A 16,419-nucleotide genomic window follows, 5' to 3' on the forward strand; every position below is an offset into this window, starting at 1 on the left:
TTAAGCTTCCCCTAATCCACGCGCGCCGATCTTGAGCGCAATCGGTCCGAGCACTTCTTTTTGACGCTCGATCATCTCCAGAATTCCCTGTTCGCCCAGTTCCAACATGGCGTTCAGCTCACGGCGATCAAATGGTGCTTCCTCACCTGTTCCCTGAAGCTCAACGTATTTACCGCCGCCTGTCATCACCAGGTTCATATCCACCTTGGCTTTGGAATCTTCATCATAGTTCAGATCCAGTACAGGCTGTTCACCCACAACACCCACACTTACTGCTGCAATGAAATCCGTAATCGGGAACACTTGCAGTTTGTGCTGTTGGGAGATCTTGTTCACGGCAAGCGCCAGCGCTACAAACGCACCGGTAATGGACGTTGTGCGTGTGCCTCCGTCAGCTTGAATGACATCACAGTCCAAGGTAATCGTACGCTCGCCAAGAGCCTGCAGATTAACTACCGAGCGAAGTGCCCGACCAATCAGACGCTGGATTTCCATGGTGCGTCCAGTTAATTTGCCACGATTGGCTTCACGTTGGTTCCGGGTATGTGTTGCACGTGGCAACATGGAATATTCAGCTGTTACCCAGCCTTTACCTTGCCCTTTCATAAAGGGAGGAACACGTTCCTCCACTGTAGCTGTACAGATCACCTTTGTATCTCCAACTTCAATCAGTACAGAGCCCTCGGCGTATTTATTCGTGTTCACTGTTAAATTCAGCGGGCGCAGCTGTTCGCTGGTTCGTCCGTTTGATCTCATATTTTCTGCCTCCTACGACTTAAGCATCCTGTAATGTTGAACTTATTCACACTTTTACGAATCCCTTATATTTTACCAAAGAGTTCGGTTAAAAGCATCCTTAAGCATTTCTTCGTTCATTAAATCGGAATTTCGTTGATATATTCAGGCTTGGAAACCGGCGCACTGTAATCCCTGTTATCGTCACCCATGACCGTTTTTTGGCCATTCCATTCGATCTGCACTTTGGCATCCTTACTGGCTGTGTTCTCCGCAGTGGTTAATACGACAGACTGTAACAGCTCGCTTGGCACGATATCCCCTTCGGCAAACATATCATCTTTCAAGGCAACCGTTACCGTGCCATCCTCTGCCGTTTTGACCGATTGCAGCTCCGTTCCGCCTGTCATGACCTCTTCCAGTTCTCCACCTTTGTCAGGTCCCTTGATCAGCTCATTCAATGCTGCCTGCACCCGATCTTCACCAGGTGTAACCAGACGTGTCACCGGAACATAATATTGGATGCCTGCTGGTGAAGCAGCGGAGAAATAGACCGTGACCGGGCTGCTATTCGTCACAAACGTATCACCCAGATCCAGATTGATTCCCACAGCCCGATTCAGCGGTTCAGGCAGCGGCGTGCTGTTTACCGGCATTTGCGTTAACTTTTTGCCATCCACCCAGATCTGCACATTCTCCACATCAGGTGTTCCCGTCAATGTCCACGTGACAGCTTCTAGCATTTTCCGTTCTTCCTTCGCATCATACTTGGCAAAATTACCCGAGAACTCAACGACCGCCAGCTTGTCATCCGCGTGAATCGTTACATTCTGCACAACCGTTCCCTGTGGGAGAACGCCCTGGAATCCTTCAGGCAGCATACCCGCATAGGCCCCGCCTGTGACAAGTGTATCCAGTGCTGTCTTCGGACTACTTGCGTCTGTTCCGGAAGGAAGTGTCAGGGATACCGGAGCGAGCAGCCCCTGCTGGTCTTGCAGATATACCGTCGTTAATGGGAGCATTGCGAGTGCACCATTTCCTTCGGCTGCCTGAATCATGGCTGCTTCCTGAATGGGCGGTGGTGGATCAACAGCTTCGGAAGACTGTGCTCCAAACATGCCGCAGCCTGACAATACCATAGGAATACTCAGCAGCGCTGCTGCCGATACCGTACGCAAAGATTGGATCTTTCTCATGATCACGTTCCCCCTCATCATTTTTACAGTTTGTACTACCATGTATACGAGCCTTTGTCCAAAAAATAACTAAAAGATAATAAGAAAAATGTCTATCAACGCACTTTCACGGAAGACAGACCGTGTTTAGCTGAAATTTTCCATGTGGTAATCGAATTGTTCAACTTTACTGAAACTTATAATTTTATTATCTTAAAGAAACGTAAACCAGGTTAATAACGTATTAGGAAGCAAGAGTAGGGACATTGCTAACTTCAGAGGAGGAATCGCCCATGGAACATCCTGAGCAAGAAAAAATCCCTTACAGCCTGAATAGCCGCAAGGTGGCGGAGGCCACAAGGGAATGGCTGCATAAGCGGGGCGTCACGATCCCTGAGATCGCAGAGCTGGTCATGTTATTGCAGCAAAAATATTATCCAGGTCTTACGATGGAAGAATGTATCGAAAATGTGGAGATGGTTCTCCGTAAACGTGAGGTACAGAATGCTGTTCTGACCGGGATTCAGCTTGATATTCTGGCAGAACAGGGGCAGCTCATATCTCCTTTGCAGGAGATGATTGAGAACGATGAAGGACTGTATGGCGTGGATGAGATTTTGGCATTCTCCATCGTCAATGTATATGGCAGCATTGGATTTACGAATTATGGTTATGTGGACAAGCTAAAACCAGGGGTGCTTGAACGACTGAATGACAAGAGCCTGGGCCCTGTCCACACGTTCTTCGATGATATTGTCGGTGCGATTGCATCAGCAGCGAGCAGTCGGATCGCCCATCGCAAACAATCCGAGCTTGAAGAAGCACTGGGAGAAAAACCTGTCAGTGATGACGCTGTATAATGCGTAACTCGTTTCATATCTGAAGCCATGTGGAACATTGGACATGCGTATGGATGCTTCGTGAAATAACTGTTCAATAAAATAACTGTTCATGGAAAAAGCGGCCAGATGGCCGCTTCTTTTGCATGTGTAACGATACATATTGGATAACCCACATGTTATTATTTCAGATGTTTAGGTCGTACCGTTCCCACCAAACCAAAACCTTCAACCCAATTCTGCTCGGCAGATGAACCAGATGTTGCCCGTTTCGGTCCAATCGTGATTTCCGGGCCTTTGCGCTCTCGCAACATGCCACGCAGCACGGTGATACCGAGGATGCTGAGTCCGGTAAATACATACATCATCCGCATGATGATATTGCCAGAATCCGTTCCGGTAACCATGCCGTGAACCAGCAGACCAATGAACACTGGATAGGACAACATGTGGAACATGAACCACCATTTACGGCCCAACTTGTTCCGCAGATCACTGGATAACAGGACAATCACTAATCCGTAGAAGGCTAGCGTTCCCAGACCACTGCCGATCGGATGCACGGAGGCGGTAAAAGGAATCAGAAGTTCTCCCCAGCTAAATGGGCTGTAATGATCAATATATAACGTTAATGCGTGCACGAGTCCAAGTCCGAAGGCGAGCCAGGTCGTTCGAGTATGCCATTTGAACATGTCTGCTTTTGGTTTGCCTTTGGCCAGAGGCATCCCTTGCGCAATGCCCAGAAACACACCGGCAAAGAGCAGCACATAAGCAGCAATTCCACTAATTCGAATGATATTCCACGTTGGCAGGTAATCTACAATCCATTGTGCCATAACCGGCTCCCCCATATCTGTTAGACTTGTCCTCGTTTATAATAGACTGAAGCGATGATCCGGATCAAAACCAGGCCAGTGCTCAGCGAGCGTATCCGTATTCCCTCTAAAATAAATACTCCCATCCCGTGTCATCCACAGGACGTCATGCCGATCGTAATGTCGGTTTAACCAGCCCACGGCTTCGGCACTCCCCAAAATGCAGACCGTCTTGGCAATGATCTCGCATTGCGAAGCATGCTGTCCCATAACGGTACACTGCAATACGTCCGTATCTGCAGGCTCCATCGTCCGGGGGTCAATGAGGTGGTGTGCAAAGCTTCCATCCGTATTCTGCCATTGTCTGCGGGAAATACCCGAAGTGGCAACAGCTCCTCGCTGTATACGGATCGCTCCCGACACAGCACCCTGATTCTGCAAAGGATCTGCTACCTGCAAGGTCCACTGGGAATGGTCTGGTGAACCCCATACTTGAATATCTCCACCCGCGTTAATCAACCCCGCTGGAATATGCAATGTTCGCTGCAACCAGTCTGCGATACGCTCCACTGCCCAGCCCTTAACAATGCCTCCCAGGTCTAACTCAGCTCCGGGGTCCAGATGAACCATCCGGCTACCTTCCCGCTGAATCCAGCTCGGACGGCTGTGGTCATGTCGATCTTCCATCCAGCTTGATGATTCAGGTGTTCTCGTTCGCAATATGCGTTCAATTAATGGACGTTGCAATTGTCGTTGCTGCACCTTCTCGAAGCTTAGATCATATCCCGAAGCCTGAAGAGCCTGCGAGATACCCGGTTGAAAAATCCCTTCAGTCAGCCCAATATATCCATAGGCCAGACTCAAAACTTCATCCATCGCAGCGGAGATGGGCATCCATCCGGTTGAAGCATTCAGACGATTTAGTTCACTGTCTGCTACAAATCGGCTGAAACGCTGCTCCTGCGTCTCAAACCAATTCTTCACCACGGTTGCTGCATGTTCAGCTTCTTCCCGTCCAGCGGACAGTTGCACTTCAATATCCGTGTTCATCGCACGGAATTGAAATCGGAGCGGACGAGCAACTTGCTCCGTGCGGCTCATGATGCACCTGTGCGTGACTGATAGTTGCCACTGCTGTATCCGGAGTCTGTACCCTGGTTATTTTGCCCGATACGCTGAGAATCTGAATAATTCCCCTTGTTACCCGTGCTCTGATCTGGCCCAGCTGCTTGTGTGCTATCAGTTGTTCCAATATATTGACTATCATTATTGTCATTGTCCTGCGTGTTCCAGTTGTTGCTGTCCGTTGTACTGTTGATCCATTCATCCATCACATCATCATGCGTATCCACCTGGCTTGAAGCAGTAACACTTGTATCTGTGCCATTCGCTGCTGCATAGGCCACATCAAAGGCATCCGAAGTTCTTACATATTGAAAGAGTGCAGCCACAGTCAACGTTGCTGCCGCTGAAGCTTGCCATTTTCTCCATTGATTCCGTTTTCTTCTGGTCATCGCTCTTCCCTACTTTCTTTAGGGTATGTCTCAAGACACGCCCTAGCGAAGTTCATAGATGTATCATAGGTGCGCTGGCTTAAAAATAGATGAATGAACCGTTAAGAGAGGCTAAAAAGGCCCAGAACAGCTGAATTTCCTGTCCCGAGCCTCTATATAAGATCGTATTATCATTTCATATCCATATCATCATACCGTTAAAATCGAAAATAGAACGTGCCATCCGGTTGTTGCTCTTGCTTCACTAGTTCGCGTCGAATTAACTCCTGCAAATGGGCCAACGTCTCACTCATGGCAAACCGCAGTTGATGGGTACCCAGCCGATTGCCAAACATGTGCACACAGATATCGTACGCATTCGCCGGTGACTCCTGAATTCGCTCCGTCATCTTCTGAAGACGTTCCTCGTGATGAGCCAGCAATTGTACTGTCCGTTCGTTGAACTGGGCAAAAGGATTCCGATGCCCCGGATACGCCTGCTTGACGTTCAGCTCCCCGAGACGTTGCAATCCTCCCATATAAGACAATAATGGCTGAGGGTCACTGCCGGGTTGCAGACTGATATTCGGTGAAATCTGTGGCAAAACTGCATCTCCGCACAGAATCTCCATGGACTCCGGCGCATAAAAGGATAAATGGCCTGGGGCATGTCCACCCGTCTCCACAGTAACCCAACGTCTCCCGCCCATATCGAGCCACTCGCCATCTTCAATGGTTGTCACATTTGGAAGTGGCGTGATCTGCGAAGTAAATGCCTTCATATGTTCATGTATCTGCTCAGTCTTGTCTTCCGGCATACCATGACGACGATAAAAATCAGGTAATAATGTATTAATACGTGAATCAGGTCCCCACATATAGTCGGCCTCTTGGCGGGAGCGTGTGGACATTCGAACGGGTGCCCCCGTCATCTGTTGCATCCAACCCGACAACCCAAGATGATCGGGGTGATGGTGGGTGAGTACAATTTGACGAATATCGCTAAAGGTCAGGCCAAGATCTGCCAGCGCTTCACTCCACTCCTGTTCTGTTTCCGAATTACGCGGTCCCGGATCTATAATAGTTATCTTCCCATCCGGTTCTGATAACAGATAACTGTTCACCCATCGTAAGGGAAACGACATGCTGATCTTAACCCGGTGTATGCCCTCTGTCATGGACATCTCTTCTGTGCGCTTCATGTTATCCCCCTTCCAGACTGTCTCTGTTCACTCCACAGGACGACGACCCACAAAAATCATGCGCGGAGAAGTCTGCTCGTCATATTTCTCTTCGTCATAGCCGCCATGTACCTGATCTACCCGGAGTCCGGCGGCACTTAACATCTGACTCAGTTGTTCCCGTGTGTACAACTTCACACGCTCCTGATATACCCGTGGTTCATGCCCGGATGTGGTATCCGTAATACGAATTTCCTTTTGCACAAATCCATCCTCAATCTTGCGGTACTCCTCAATTCGCTGTCCTTCATCCTCTCGGACGGAGTGCGGAACCAGATGACGAGTCACATAAGCCGTATTCATAAAATCAATAATGTAGCTGCCACCCGGCCGAAGCATGCGATGAATGGCACGTAATACTTTCAATTGTTCTCCGTCCTCAAGGAAATAACCAAACGATGTGAACAGATTGACTACGGCGTCGAAGCCACCTTTCAGCGGGAGTTCACGCATGTCCGCAAGACACCACGATACTCGGTGTTCAGTGTCCATTAGTCGGGCTTCGCGCAAAAGCACATCAGAAAGATCGACCCCGGTCACTCGTAATCCCGCATCAGCAAGTGCCAATGAGTGCCGTCCCATACCGCAGCATAGATCCAATACTTCAGAGTTAGGCTCAAGCTTCAACCATTTGATCATTTTATGTACTTCCTGATAGGCACCCTGCACATCCCGGTGCTTGTATACGAGCAGATAATCTTCTCCAAAACTCTTTTCATACCATTCCGTCATCCATTCTCGCCCTCCACTTGGTCACTGGCTCTCTATCTGTAGTACGCTTTGTTCAGGCCTCATCATTTCCCCTAGCTTTAATGTATTGTAACGTCTTTATTCTGCAAACTCAAAAAATTCCAGTAAGTTTCCAACATTGAAGAGCCAAAATGCACACGATATAATGTTAGACATATGCCTGTAAATCGGTTAATTATAAGAGGTTGTTCAAAAAGCAACAGGAGGTGTTCTTATGATTCGCATTGGACTTACCGGATGGGGGGATCAGGGAGATCTCTATCCAAACCGTACCAAAGCCAAAGACAAGCTCAGTCTATACGGACAATACTTCTCCACTGTGGAGGTGGATAGTTCCTTCTACGCCGTTCAGCCGCGGGATCGAATGGCACGGTGGGCTGCAGAGACGCCCGAATCCTTTGCTTTTATCATCAAAGCCTATCAGGGAATGACCGGACATCTGCGAGGCAAACCCTACTTCACCAGCACGTCGGAGATGTATAAGGCTTTTCGAGAATCACTAGAGCCCGTCATTGAAGCTGGCAAGATGCAGGCAGCCTTGTTTCAATATCCGCCCTGGTTTGAGTGCAATAAGGACAATGTCAATGAGCTTCGTGAAGTGAAACTTCGAATGGAGGGTATTCCGTGTGCCCTCGAATTCCGTCATCGTAGCTGGTATGAAGGTGACATGCGAGAGCGCACGCTTGCGTTCCTGAAAGAGCAAGGCTGGATTCACAGCGTCTGTGACGAACCTCAGGCGGGTTCAGGTTCCATTCCCATCGTGCCACAGGCCACGGATTCGGAGATGACGCTCGTGCGCATGCACGGACGCAATGTGTCCGGGTGGCATCAGAATGGTGCGCCCAATTGGCGCGAGACCCGTTACCTGTACCGTTACAACAAGGAAGAGCTGTTGGAGTGGAAAGGGTATCTGGAGCAGTTGCAGGAACAGAGCAAGGATGTCTATGTTATTTTTAATAACAACTCCGGTGGCGATGCAGCAGCGAATGCCCAGATGATGATGGACCTGCTGGATCAGCCGGTGAAGCCTTTCCCTGACCGTTCTGAGCCTGAGCAGGAAGAAGGACCGGAACAGCTGGAATTATTTTGATCGGTATTAACGACGGAGTTATTCACATTATAGGGTGAAGGTACGTGTATGTTATTGCTATCATGCAGATCGGATTCGAAATTGGAATCAACTAAAAGCGGCAAGCCTTGGGGCTTTGCCGCTTTTTCAGCTCGTACCTATTGAAGGCCATCCGCAAATATACGTTCCGTTACGTCAAGCACTAGCGCTGCGCAGCCGTAACCGAAGAATCGATAGACACCTTGGAGAGCTGCTGGTTCATTTTATACACTTCAATGCCTGCCAAGAGCACAATGCCGATCCCATGGGTATCATTCAGATTCCATCCCAGATCATCGCGATAATACAAGGCGGTAAACGAGTAACCGGAACCGCGGCATACCCCGTATATATTGCCTTTATAGTCAATCGACAAGCGCGTCATGCCTTCCCATCCTTTGCGTACGGCCTCCAGATAAGGCTCCGGTTGTTCTAGCCACCCTTCCCGAATTCCACGGGCATAGGCGTAGATGAACATCGATGTACAGGAGGTCTCTTCATACGAATCCGAGCGGTTTAACACCTGATGCCATAGTCCATTTTCCCCTTGCAGCGCCAAATAACCTTGACTTAAATCACGATAGAAACATAACAGTTCCGGCCGTTTCACATGATCATGCGGCAGAATGGACAACAGTTCGGTTAAGGAGAATAGCACCCAGCCGTTACCCCGTCCCCACGGAATACCTGTCGCCCGACCACGCACAAAATCATACACATGGGACATGATCTGTTGTTCGGGAAGGTAGAGATACTTACGGAACATCAGGAACTGATTGACCGCATCATCCCAATACGTCGCATCACCTGTCAACTGACCATAACGCATCAGAAAAGGTGTACTCATGTACAAGTCATCACACCACATCGTCTCCTGACGCATCTCCCCACTGCCTCGTACCCGGTAAAAGGCGCCATCCTCCAGACGTTCCTGCTCATCCGTAATGTAGCCCGCAATTCGATCCGCGGTATCTCTTCCCCCACGAATATCGCCGAATTCCATCGCAGCAAGCAACGTAGATCCGAACGAACCGCAATCATCCAGACTGTCGATGGCAGACAGCTGATTATTGATTCCTGCCGCACCGTACCCTTCCCGATCCCACAGACCATAGCGGTCAAATGAAGTGCTCAGTTCAATATGTTGCCGCACATACTGAATGTAATCATCACGTCCCAATTCCTGTCCCGTTTGGAGAAGTCCAAGCAGGGTGACGCCTAGCGGATAATTCCACTTTCCGTAATGTGTGTTCTCCAGATAGGGACGAACATGCGTATCGGGAAGATCTACTCGCCAATACACACCTTGTGCGCCATCATCAAATACGGTATCTGTTCGCACGATGTCGGCGTAGGATGGCTCAGCGCCGAGAGCAAACACACCTGTGTACAGCCAGGGGTCCGTGCATCCCGCAACCGGATGAGGAGGTTTCAGTCTCCAGCCTGTGGAACCCGAACGCTCGGCATCTTCCAAAGTGAATCCCCAGGAGCCACCAAGTGCTTGAATTTCACCTTTTGCGACCAAATCCGAGGAACCGTAACGTCGCGGGAGTTCAACGTGAAAGTTACCGCTACTTCCAGCAGAGTATATTTCCGTGCCATCCACATACAAGGTCAAAGCACCATCATGACGGCCTTTTAAAATAACTGGCTTTGATCCTGGCAAGGTTACATCCAGTTTGGACCACGCATAGGCAACAGCCGGTTGTTCCGTACCAAAGATTCGAGCAAATGAACCTGCGCTCTGCTCCTCATCTGTCCAGCCCCTGCGCGGATACCAGGTAAGACCCGTTTCTTCTTCCGTCATGCCGTCACAAGGAAGTGATAATACAGGTTCATCGACGGGTTCCGAATATAACCAGCCTTCCTGACCCTGACGATCTGCCCCAGGAGTGAGGAAGTGCAGCGGGAAATTTTTGAACGAGGCTGTTCCATAGATACCGCCGAATCCCACTTCTGTTTTGACAAAACACAGTAACACATCATTCCAGCCATAGTTAATGGAAATCGGAATCTGGGTTCTTCGCTCAGGAAATAATTCCTGCAACAACTCAGACTTGAATACCTCTTCGCCGTTCACATAGATTGTCACCGGACTATAACAGTTCAGGCCCGTATTTAACGTTGCATTCTGCTCGCTCCATAACTTGCCCCATACATACACGTATTGCCCTGCATGCGCCTCTACGCATTTCTCATTCAGATTCAGGTCGTAGCGATAATCGCCAAGCCTGCGAAAACCTCCCTGATGATAGGCTCTGAGCAAAAATGAATGTTTCGGATGATCGCCAATATAACGCTGAGCCACCGTAGTCAATATATCCGGAATTGAATCGTACACCTTGCCTGCAATCGCCTCGTTCTCATGAAAATAACGAATGATCGTCAGCTCCCTTCCTTATATCTTGATTCGTTCGCTTAGCCGCAATGTCTCTCCGCCCTGCACTTCAACAACCTGCTGATCTGCCGTGAACCAAACCGGGATGGCAGACGGATTATGGATGATGGATCGATCAGCCGAACACTCGAGTCGTTGTACCGCTTTCCAATAGGCAATCACTTCGATGTTCGTGACATACCAGATATCGTCCCTGCCGCCAATCTGCTCACCGAACTGTTCGATGATCTCCCAATTGTCGTTGTCATTGAACTCATAACTGTGACCCCAGACGTAGAGTAATAGTGGCGTACCTGTTTTGGAATGTTGGATAAAACGTTTGGCATGCCCCGCCAGATCATGGTTATGATGACACGTCGGATGCCATTCAAGCGGGCGCTCTGGCAACGTGTATCTGCCATGTGATTCAACGGTACGGGCATAATCAATGCCAAGCCACTCCAGCTTCGAACTTAACGCACGGTCGTACCCTCCATTGGGATAAGCCATACCTCGTACGGGATAACCGACACGCTTCTCGAGTGCTTTTCGGTCCTCAATAATCTCTTCGGTCAGCAGTTCATTCGGAACATAAGGCAGTGTAGGATGAGTAACGGTGTGAACAGCTACTTCATGTCCAGCGTACAGTTCCGCGACTTCCCCCGGCTCGATGCGGCCTGGATTGCCCAGGGTACCGGAGTTCAGATTAAAGGTTCCCCGTAGGCCATACCGATTACAGATATCCACCAGTCTGCGATCATGCACCACTCCATCGTCATAGCTGAGCGTTAACGCTTTCATCACACCACCTGGATAGCGGTCAAACTGAATACGATGTCCCATCTTGCTCCTCCTTCTGCTTCTTTTCCTGCTCCCTATTTCTGAATTTCCTTCACATTAAAATAGTGAAAAACACCCTGACCTCCACGATTCGCAAACCGTGTGTTTACAGCATAGATACCCATCTTCGCTCCAACCCAAAGGGCTGTTGTTGCGCTAAACGGTGTACCCATCGTCTGAAACTCAGCTCCGTCCGCACTCCAACTAAACTGGCACAAAGCAGGTTCTGTCAGGGTAAGCCGAAGATGAATGGTCCAGCCGGTTGCCTGCGAACCCTGGCCCTCCCAGTCCAGTCCCGTTTCCTCCCATTCTTCGGCATGCAGATGGCTGTCTTCGCGTTTGGCTCCGCGAATCAGCGATAACCGAATGGTTCCGTCTTCTGTCTGTAACAGGCACAGGCTTGCATACGAATCACCAAACATGATGAGACCTGACTGATCCCCTTCCTGTCCAGGCAGGAACGTGAGCCGGGTTGTCGCTTCAAATTCAGAGGCAGGCAGCTTCTGCAAGAGAAGATGAGGTGTACCAAACAAAGACTGAACGCCCTCCGGGTATGGATGACCACGCAATACGATCCCGCTTTCTGTACCTGCCTCAGCCCATTCAGGACGGGAGTTCGCCTGCCATTGCCACTGCAGCCCCAGACGATCAGCCTGAAAATTATCGGATACCTCAGGTACAGTGATCGGATACGCTGCTCCTACATCTGGTTTGATGTGCACATCAACAGGTTCCCCTGTTCCCGTTCCCTCAGAGTCAATTCCAATGACAGGCCAGCTGTCTTCCGTCCACGTCATCGGCTGTAGATGAACAATTCGGCCATACGCATCCCGATCCTGAAAATGAATAAACCAGGACTGCCCCGATTCCAGCTCCACATATCCTCCCTGATGAGGCCCATTCACAGAGGAAGATCCCTGATGCATCACAATTCGATCCTCATATGGCCCAAATACCTGTTGGGAACGCAAAACCGTCTGCCACCCCGGCTTTACACCACCAGCCGGAGCAAAGATATAATAATACCCATTGCGCTTGTAGAACTTAGGTCCTTCAATGGTCGGATGATGTTCGGTCCCATCGAAGACGATCATGCCTTCGTCCAGAAGCTTCCTGCCATTCGTAGCCATCCGGCACACTTGGATTTTGCTCTTGATTCCACTGCGACTATGGGCAAAAGCATGCACAAGATAGGCTTGGCCATCCTCATCCCATAAGGGACAAGGGTCGATCCAGCCCTTCACTTCATGAACCAGATGCAGCGGTGACCACTCGGCTTCAGGGTGATCCGCCGTAGTCATGAAGATGCCCTCATCCGGTGTGCTGAAGAAAATCCAATACTTTCCGTCATGATACCGAATGCTGGGTGCCCATACGCCTTTGCCATGAAGAGGTACATCGTATCCTGGCAGTTCAAGCCGTTCTATGGCATATCGGACAAGTTTCCAATTCACCAGATCCTTCGAATGTAGAATAGGTAGGCCCGGTGTATGCGAGAAACTGGAGGCCGTCATATAGAAGTCATCTCCTACACGAATCACATCCGGGTCCGAATAATCTGCATGCAGAATCGGATTGCGGTATGTACCGTCACCCTGATCTGCGACCCAGACCGGGTCCAGTCTTTGTTGGTCAGATTGAGCTGTATTCATACTTCCACTCCTTCATCTGAATTCTTCAACAGGTACATGACCTGCATCCTGTAATCGATGATGTTCCGAATCAAAATACGTACCTTCCAGCAGGCCGATCAATGTGTTGGTAATCCGCACTTCAATGTCGTTGTCTCCCAGACGCAACCAGGAGGGCTCTCCCTTCCAGCGATACGGAGACCAGCATCTTACACCCAGGCTATGTCCGTTTACCCGCACTTCCACCACATCCTGCACACGCCAATCGCCAAATTCCAGTTCAAACGAGGCAACACCTTCCTCTGGTTCATCCAGCCAGAACGTGCGTTTATAACTCATTTCCCCGGCATAATGGGGATACAGAGGCTGAGGTTCAGGCCCGATACGAAGGGCCGTATCCGACTCTCGCACAAGCGAAACCATGCCTTCATGATGGAATTCCACACCGAATCTTCCCTGTAGATACAAGGGATCCACGATGCCATCCTCATCTTTCGTCACCTGCACAATCACCGTCATTTCGTTGAGACCGCTGTGCAGCAACTCCGTGATATCACAAGCGATGTTATTGTGGTCGGTTATTTCGATTGGATCGAATTGTTCTTTTTCAAGCAAATGCCCATTAATCTCCATCGACCAAATGCCTGAGATCGCCGCTCTGTCCATGAATAGAAGGCATGCAGGCAATACCGTTCTCAGCTCAAATGTGGTCGTATATCGGCATTCGATGGGATAGGCTACGGATGCTTTCTTGGGTGTGCCAAATACCTGATTAAACTGGACTGGCAGATGCTGCTGCTCCGATAATTCTGCCGCCTGATCAATAAACGGTTTTACAGCTACATGCTGACTCTCCAGAATCACTCCATTAGCATTGGAAGCCTGAAGATGGAATTGTCCCATTCGCAAAATGTTAGACTGCACCGTTTCCAGTCGCCATGGCCCTTCCGAAGGAACTTTGATCTTACAGGCTTGATTCGCCCCTGCCGAAACATCCGCTCTGAACGTCGAACCCGTTTTGTCTGCTACATCCACCTTCGTTGGTACTGCCTCTTTCTTCGCAGCTTGTAAAGTAAGGCGTACAGCATGCGCTTCATAAGGCGCCAGCGTTAGTGAAATGCACCATTCCCCGCCACTGCTCGTATACGGTAATGCCTGAAGCTGCCCTGTCTCCAGATCGAGTCGTTCTGCCACGAGACAAGTGTTCTCTGTCAGCTCCGTTCCATCCCACAGCTGTCTGGCGACCAGCTTTAATTGGCCCTTTAGGTCCTGCCCCTCCTGATTGGTCAAAAAAACCATACGCTCCCCATCGGACAATTGACGGGTGTGCATCAGCAGGGATGCACTTTCTTCCTCCATGATCCAGCAGATGGGTTCCGGCAATACCTGATCGAGCAGGAGGGAGATTAGCTCCAGCGAAAAGTCATCTCCCTGCCCCGTTCCTGCGGGTAGAAAATAGGCATTCCCCTCACCCTGATGCCACATGGTTTCACGGTTATCATGATCTGTTGACCCGCTACGGCCCCAGTACACCTCTTGCGGCTGCTCGCCTGCACCAAAGAACTGGGCAGCTTCATCCCCCTCCGGACTTCCCGGCTGGATCGCAATATACGGAGGCATCCCAACAGAGATGACAGTTCCTCCCTGCCGAACAAATCGCTTCACCTGTTCCCAGGCCGCGGCCTCCAGATTCAGCATCGGTGGCAGAATCAGTACGTCATAACGGGCAACGCCGATCTGAATGATGCCATCCGTTAAGTCAGCTTCAGCCAACAATTCGGGGTCAAGGTGATCATAGTCACGTCTGTTTTCGAGCAGATGTGTCGTAATCCTCATCCAGTCCTTCGTTAGACGATCCAATTGTCCCCGTTCTGCTTCGTCTTCGCCGCTATATTCAAATCCATGCAGCGGATTACCCATCAGACTCCAGAATGTCGTCGTTGGGTCAAGCACGGCAATACGAATGTCTGCTGCTCCGGTGCTCATGAGATAGCTCAAACGTCCGGTGTAATCCCCCAACTGCCCGAAATGCTTCCAATAGGGATTCTGCAAAAATTGAGATGGCGGTGCATCATGCTTTGCCAGCCCACCAATCGTATAGAAAAAGGCGTGAAAGTTATAAAAATTGGTACCCATGGCGGCCATTCGATCGATCATCCACTTGGCATCCTGTAGCGTCATCGACCAGCCCACACTGTGAAAACATTCAATCAGATTGCGGCTTCGGCCCAATTGCCGGGCAAGCGAACTGACCATCTTGGGATTGTCACGCATCTTTTGACCGTATCGTTCCAGAATCCACGATAAGGATCGTCCGATTTTCTCATGTGCCGAATCCCCCCCTGGCATATGGCTGAACAACTGGGTCGTCATCCGTACGCCAGGCACTTCAGCCGCATATTGGATTCCTGCTTCCTCACACCAATCATGCACCTGTTTGTGATAGGACTCCCGGAGAAGCAGGTGCAGCGACTGGTAATAGTCATACCGAATTCGATGCGCGTCCGGAACATCACCATACAGCAGGGCCGGTAGCGAATCGATCAGACTATAACCACAACGCTCATTGAAATAACGGGGAAGCTGTCGTGACCAGGGGATACGGCCCAGCGGTGCGATCTCATCCGAAAACATACCTTTGATTACGCTTTCAAATCGATCTCCAACCGCTGACTTATAACGCTCATGTGTCAGTTCAATAAAACGGCTCATCGCTTCCTTGTGGCAAGGATCAACAAAGTTGCCGTAATATTTGAAATCATCGATCTCTTTTTCCTGAAATATAATCAACTCCCAATCACCTGCCGGAACTTCCCACAACATATGGAACGCTGTGCGATAGGTGAAGAAACGCTTACGATTATACGAAGTGAGTCCGGTCTCCTGATAGACTTGATCGGTCTGGATATTGCCGATTTTACTGCGCAAGTCAATGGATTCATGCCATAACCGTTTGCCCTGCGCATCCTTGGGAATCGCCTTGGCAACCAACACTCGTCCCCATGGCAACTGCAGATCCACAGCTTCTCCACCCTGAACCACCAGTTGATGATGCACGAGCTGTCGCTGCTTCGCTTCAGGGAAATCAAGGGTCACTTCTCCGCCAGCCATCCCGCTTGGATATGGATATTCGTCATATAACCATACCTGCATGCCGTGAGCAGCCGCCGCTTCCACTGCAATCCGCACCTTATCAAACCATGCTTCAGAGAGATAGGGAATCTGTAGTCCCTGACGCGGACAGATGAAGAATCCGCCTACACCTTGCGTGGCCATCTCAGCCACCTGCCGCTTAACCTGCTCTTCTTCCATATCCCCGTTCCAGAACCAAAAGGGATGGACCCTGTACTGCGCCTCGGGATTTTCAAAAGCATCCCCGTTCCACATATTGCCTTCCTCCCTGCATGTTCAAGAG

General features: G+C 49.9%; 13 protein-coding genes. 2 read left to right on the forward strand and 11 right to left on the reverse strand.

Going from position 1 to position 16,419, the window contains the following annotated elements:
- Positions 1–756: a ribonuclease PH gene (gene rph, locus AC4E8D_RS24905; protein WP_017692572.1), complete on the reverse strand. Its 756-nt coding sequence runs from the start codon at positions 754–756 to the stop codon at positions 1–3.
- 119 nt (positions 757–875) lie between these two features.
- Complete coding sequence (locus AC4E8D_RS24910) at positions 876–1,931, reverse strand: GerMN domain-containing protein (RefSeq protein ID WP_210109903.1); 1,056 nt, start codon at positions 1,929–1,931, stop codon at positions 876–878.
- 272 nt (positions 1,932–2,203) lie between these two features.
- On the opposite strand from AC4E8D_RS24910, the gene AC4E8D_RS24915 reads away from it, so the two are divergent.
- Entirely contained in the window at positions 2,204–2,770 is a 567-nt protein-coding gene (locus tag AC4E8D_RS24915) for a phosphatidylglycerophosphatase A family protein (protein WP_017692570.1), read from the forward strand.
- 161 nt (positions 2,771–2,931) lie between these two features.
- On the opposite strand, the gene AC4E8D_RS24920 is transcribed toward AC4E8D_RS24915, so the two are convergent.
- The 5 genes from AC4E8D_RS24920 to AC4E8D_RS24940 form a co-directional block, all read right to left on the reverse strand.
- Entirely contained in the window at positions 2,932–3,585 is a 654-nt protein-coding gene (locus AC4E8D_RS24920; protein ID WP_449004638.1) for a ferric reductase-like transmembrane domain-containing protein, read from the reverse strand.
- 36 nt (positions 3,586–3,621) lie between these two features.
- Complete coding sequence (locus tag AC4E8D_RS24925) at positions 3,622–4,665, reverse strand: FAD:protein FMN transferase (protein WP_449004637.1); 1,044 nt, start codon at positions 4,663–4,665, stop codon at positions 3,622–3,624.
- Positions 4,662–5,078 (reverse strand): hypothetical protein, encoded by a 417-nt coding sequence (locus tag AC4E8D_RS24930; protein WP_490205348.1) that lies wholly within the window; start codon positions 5,076–5,078, stop codon positions 4,662–4,664. Before AC4E8D_RS24930 ends, AC4E8D_RS24925 begins: the two co-directional genes overlap by 4 nt.
- A 197-nt stretch (positions 5,079–5,275) precedes the next feature.
- On the reverse strand, positions 5,276–6,259 hold the full coding sequence (locus AC4E8D_RS24935; RefSeq protein WP_490205349.1) for an MBL fold metallo-hydrolase: 984 nt from the start codon (positions 6,257–6,259) through the stop codon (positions 5,276–5,278).
- A 27-nt stretch (positions 6,260–6,286) separates the two neighbouring features.
- Positions 6,287–7,030, reverse strand: coding sequence for a class I SAM-dependent methyltransferase (locus AC4E8D_RS24940; RefSeq protein WP_339305486.1), 744 nt, complete (start codon positions 7,028–7,030; stop codon positions 6,287–6,289).
- Between the two features lie 232 nt (positions 7,031–7,262).
- Between AC4E8D_RS24940 and AC4E8D_RS24945 the strand changes: the two genes are divergently transcribed.
- Positions 7,263–8,138: a DUF72 domain-containing protein gene (locus tag AC4E8D_RS24945; RefSeq protein WP_339305488.1), complete on the forward strand. Its 876-nt coding sequence runs from the start codon at positions 7,263–7,265 to the stop codon at positions 8,136–8,138.
- A gap of 181 nt (positions 8,139–8,319) precedes the next feature.
- Here the strand turns inward: AC4E8D_RS24945 and AC4E8D_RS24950 are convergent, their stop codons facing one another.
- Genes AC4E8D_RS24950 through AC4E8D_RS24965 form a run of 4 tightly spaced genes read right to left on the reverse strand, consistent with a single transcriptional unit; the run spans position 8,320 to position 16,391 of the window.
- Positions 8,320–10,497, reverse strand: a complete 2,178-nt coding sequence (locus AC4E8D_RS24950) for a glycoside hydrolase family 88/105 protein (RefSeq protein WP_490205350.1) — start codon at positions 10,495–10,497, stop codon at positions 8,320–8,322.
- A gap of 57 nt (positions 10,498–10,554) precedes the next feature.
- Complete coding sequence (locus tag AC4E8D_RS24955) at positions 10,555–11,376, reverse strand: polysaccharide deacetylase family protein (protein WP_490205351.1); 822 nt, start codon at positions 11,374–11,376, stop codon at positions 10,555–10,557.
- Positions 11,377–11,408: 32 nt separating this feature from the next.
- A complete protein-coding gene (locus tag AC4E8D_RS24960) occupies positions 11,409–13,025 on the reverse strand; it encodes a glycoside hydrolase family 43 protein (protein WP_221820891.1) in 1,617 nt (538 codons plus the stop codon).
- 12 nt (positions 13,026–13,037) lie between these two features.
- Entirely contained in the window at positions 13,038–16,391 is a 3,354-nt protein-coding gene (locus AC4E8D_RS24965; protein WP_221820892.1) for a glycosyl hydrolase, read from the reverse strand.
- Positions 16,392–16,419: the final 28 nt, after the last annotated feature.

This window comes from Paenibacillus sp. SRL342 (assembly GCF_984798905.1).

What these genes read in the sequence shown, in the direction of transcription:
- rph (WP_017692572.1), bottom strand. Translation starts at nt 756, where the DNA reads ATGAGATCAAACGGACGAACCAGCGAACAGCTGCGCCCGCTGAATTTA.
- AC4E8D_RS24910 (WP_210109903.1), bottom strand. Translation starts at nt 1,931, where the DNA reads ATGAGAAAGATCCAATCTTTGCGTACGGTATCGGCAGCAGCGCTGCTG.
- AC4E8D_RS24915 (WP_017692570.1), top strand. Translation starts at nt 2,204, where the DNA reads ATGGAACATCCTGAGCAAGAAAAAATCCCTTACAGCCTGAATAGCCGC.
- AC4E8D_RS24920 (WP_449004638.1), bottom strand. Translation starts at nt 3,585, where the DNA reads ATGGCACAATGGATTGTAGATTACCTGCCAACGTGGAATATCATTCGA.
- AC4E8D_RS24925 (WP_449004637.1), bottom strand. Translation starts at nt 4,665, where the DNA reads ATGAGCCGCACGGAGCAAGTTGCTCGTCCGCTCCGATTTCAATTCCGT.
- AC4E8D_RS24930 (WP_490205348.1), bottom strand. Translation starts at nt 5,078, where the DNA reads ATGACCAGAAGAAAACGGAATCAATGGAGAAAATGGCAAGCTTCAGCG.
- AC4E8D_RS24935 (WP_490205349.1), bottom strand. Translation starts at nt 6,259, where the DNA reads ATGAAGCGCACAGAAGAGATGTCCATGACAGAGGGCATACACCGGGTT.
- AC4E8D_RS24940 (WP_339305486.1), bottom strand. Translation starts at nt 7,030, where the DNA reads ATGACGGAATGGTATGAAAAGAGTTTTGGAGAAGATTATCTGCTCGTA.
- AC4E8D_RS24945 (WP_339305488.1), top strand. Translation starts at nt 7,263, where the DNA reads ATGATTCGCATTGGACTTACCGGATGGGGGGATCAGGGAGATCTCTAT.
- AC4E8D_RS24955 (WP_490205351.1), bottom strand. Translation starts at nt 11,376, where the DNA reads ATGGGACATCGTATTCAGTTTGACCGCTATCCAGGTGGTGTGATGAAA.
- AC4E8D_RS24960 (WP_221820891.1), bottom strand. Translation starts at nt 13,025, where the DNA reads ATGAATACAGCTCAATCTGACCAACAAAGACTGGACCCGGTCTGGGTC.
- AC4E8D_RS24965 (WP_221820892.1), bottom strand. Translation starts at nt 16,391, where the DNA reads ATGTGGAACGGGGATGCTTTTGAAAATCCCGAGGCGCAGTACAGGGTC.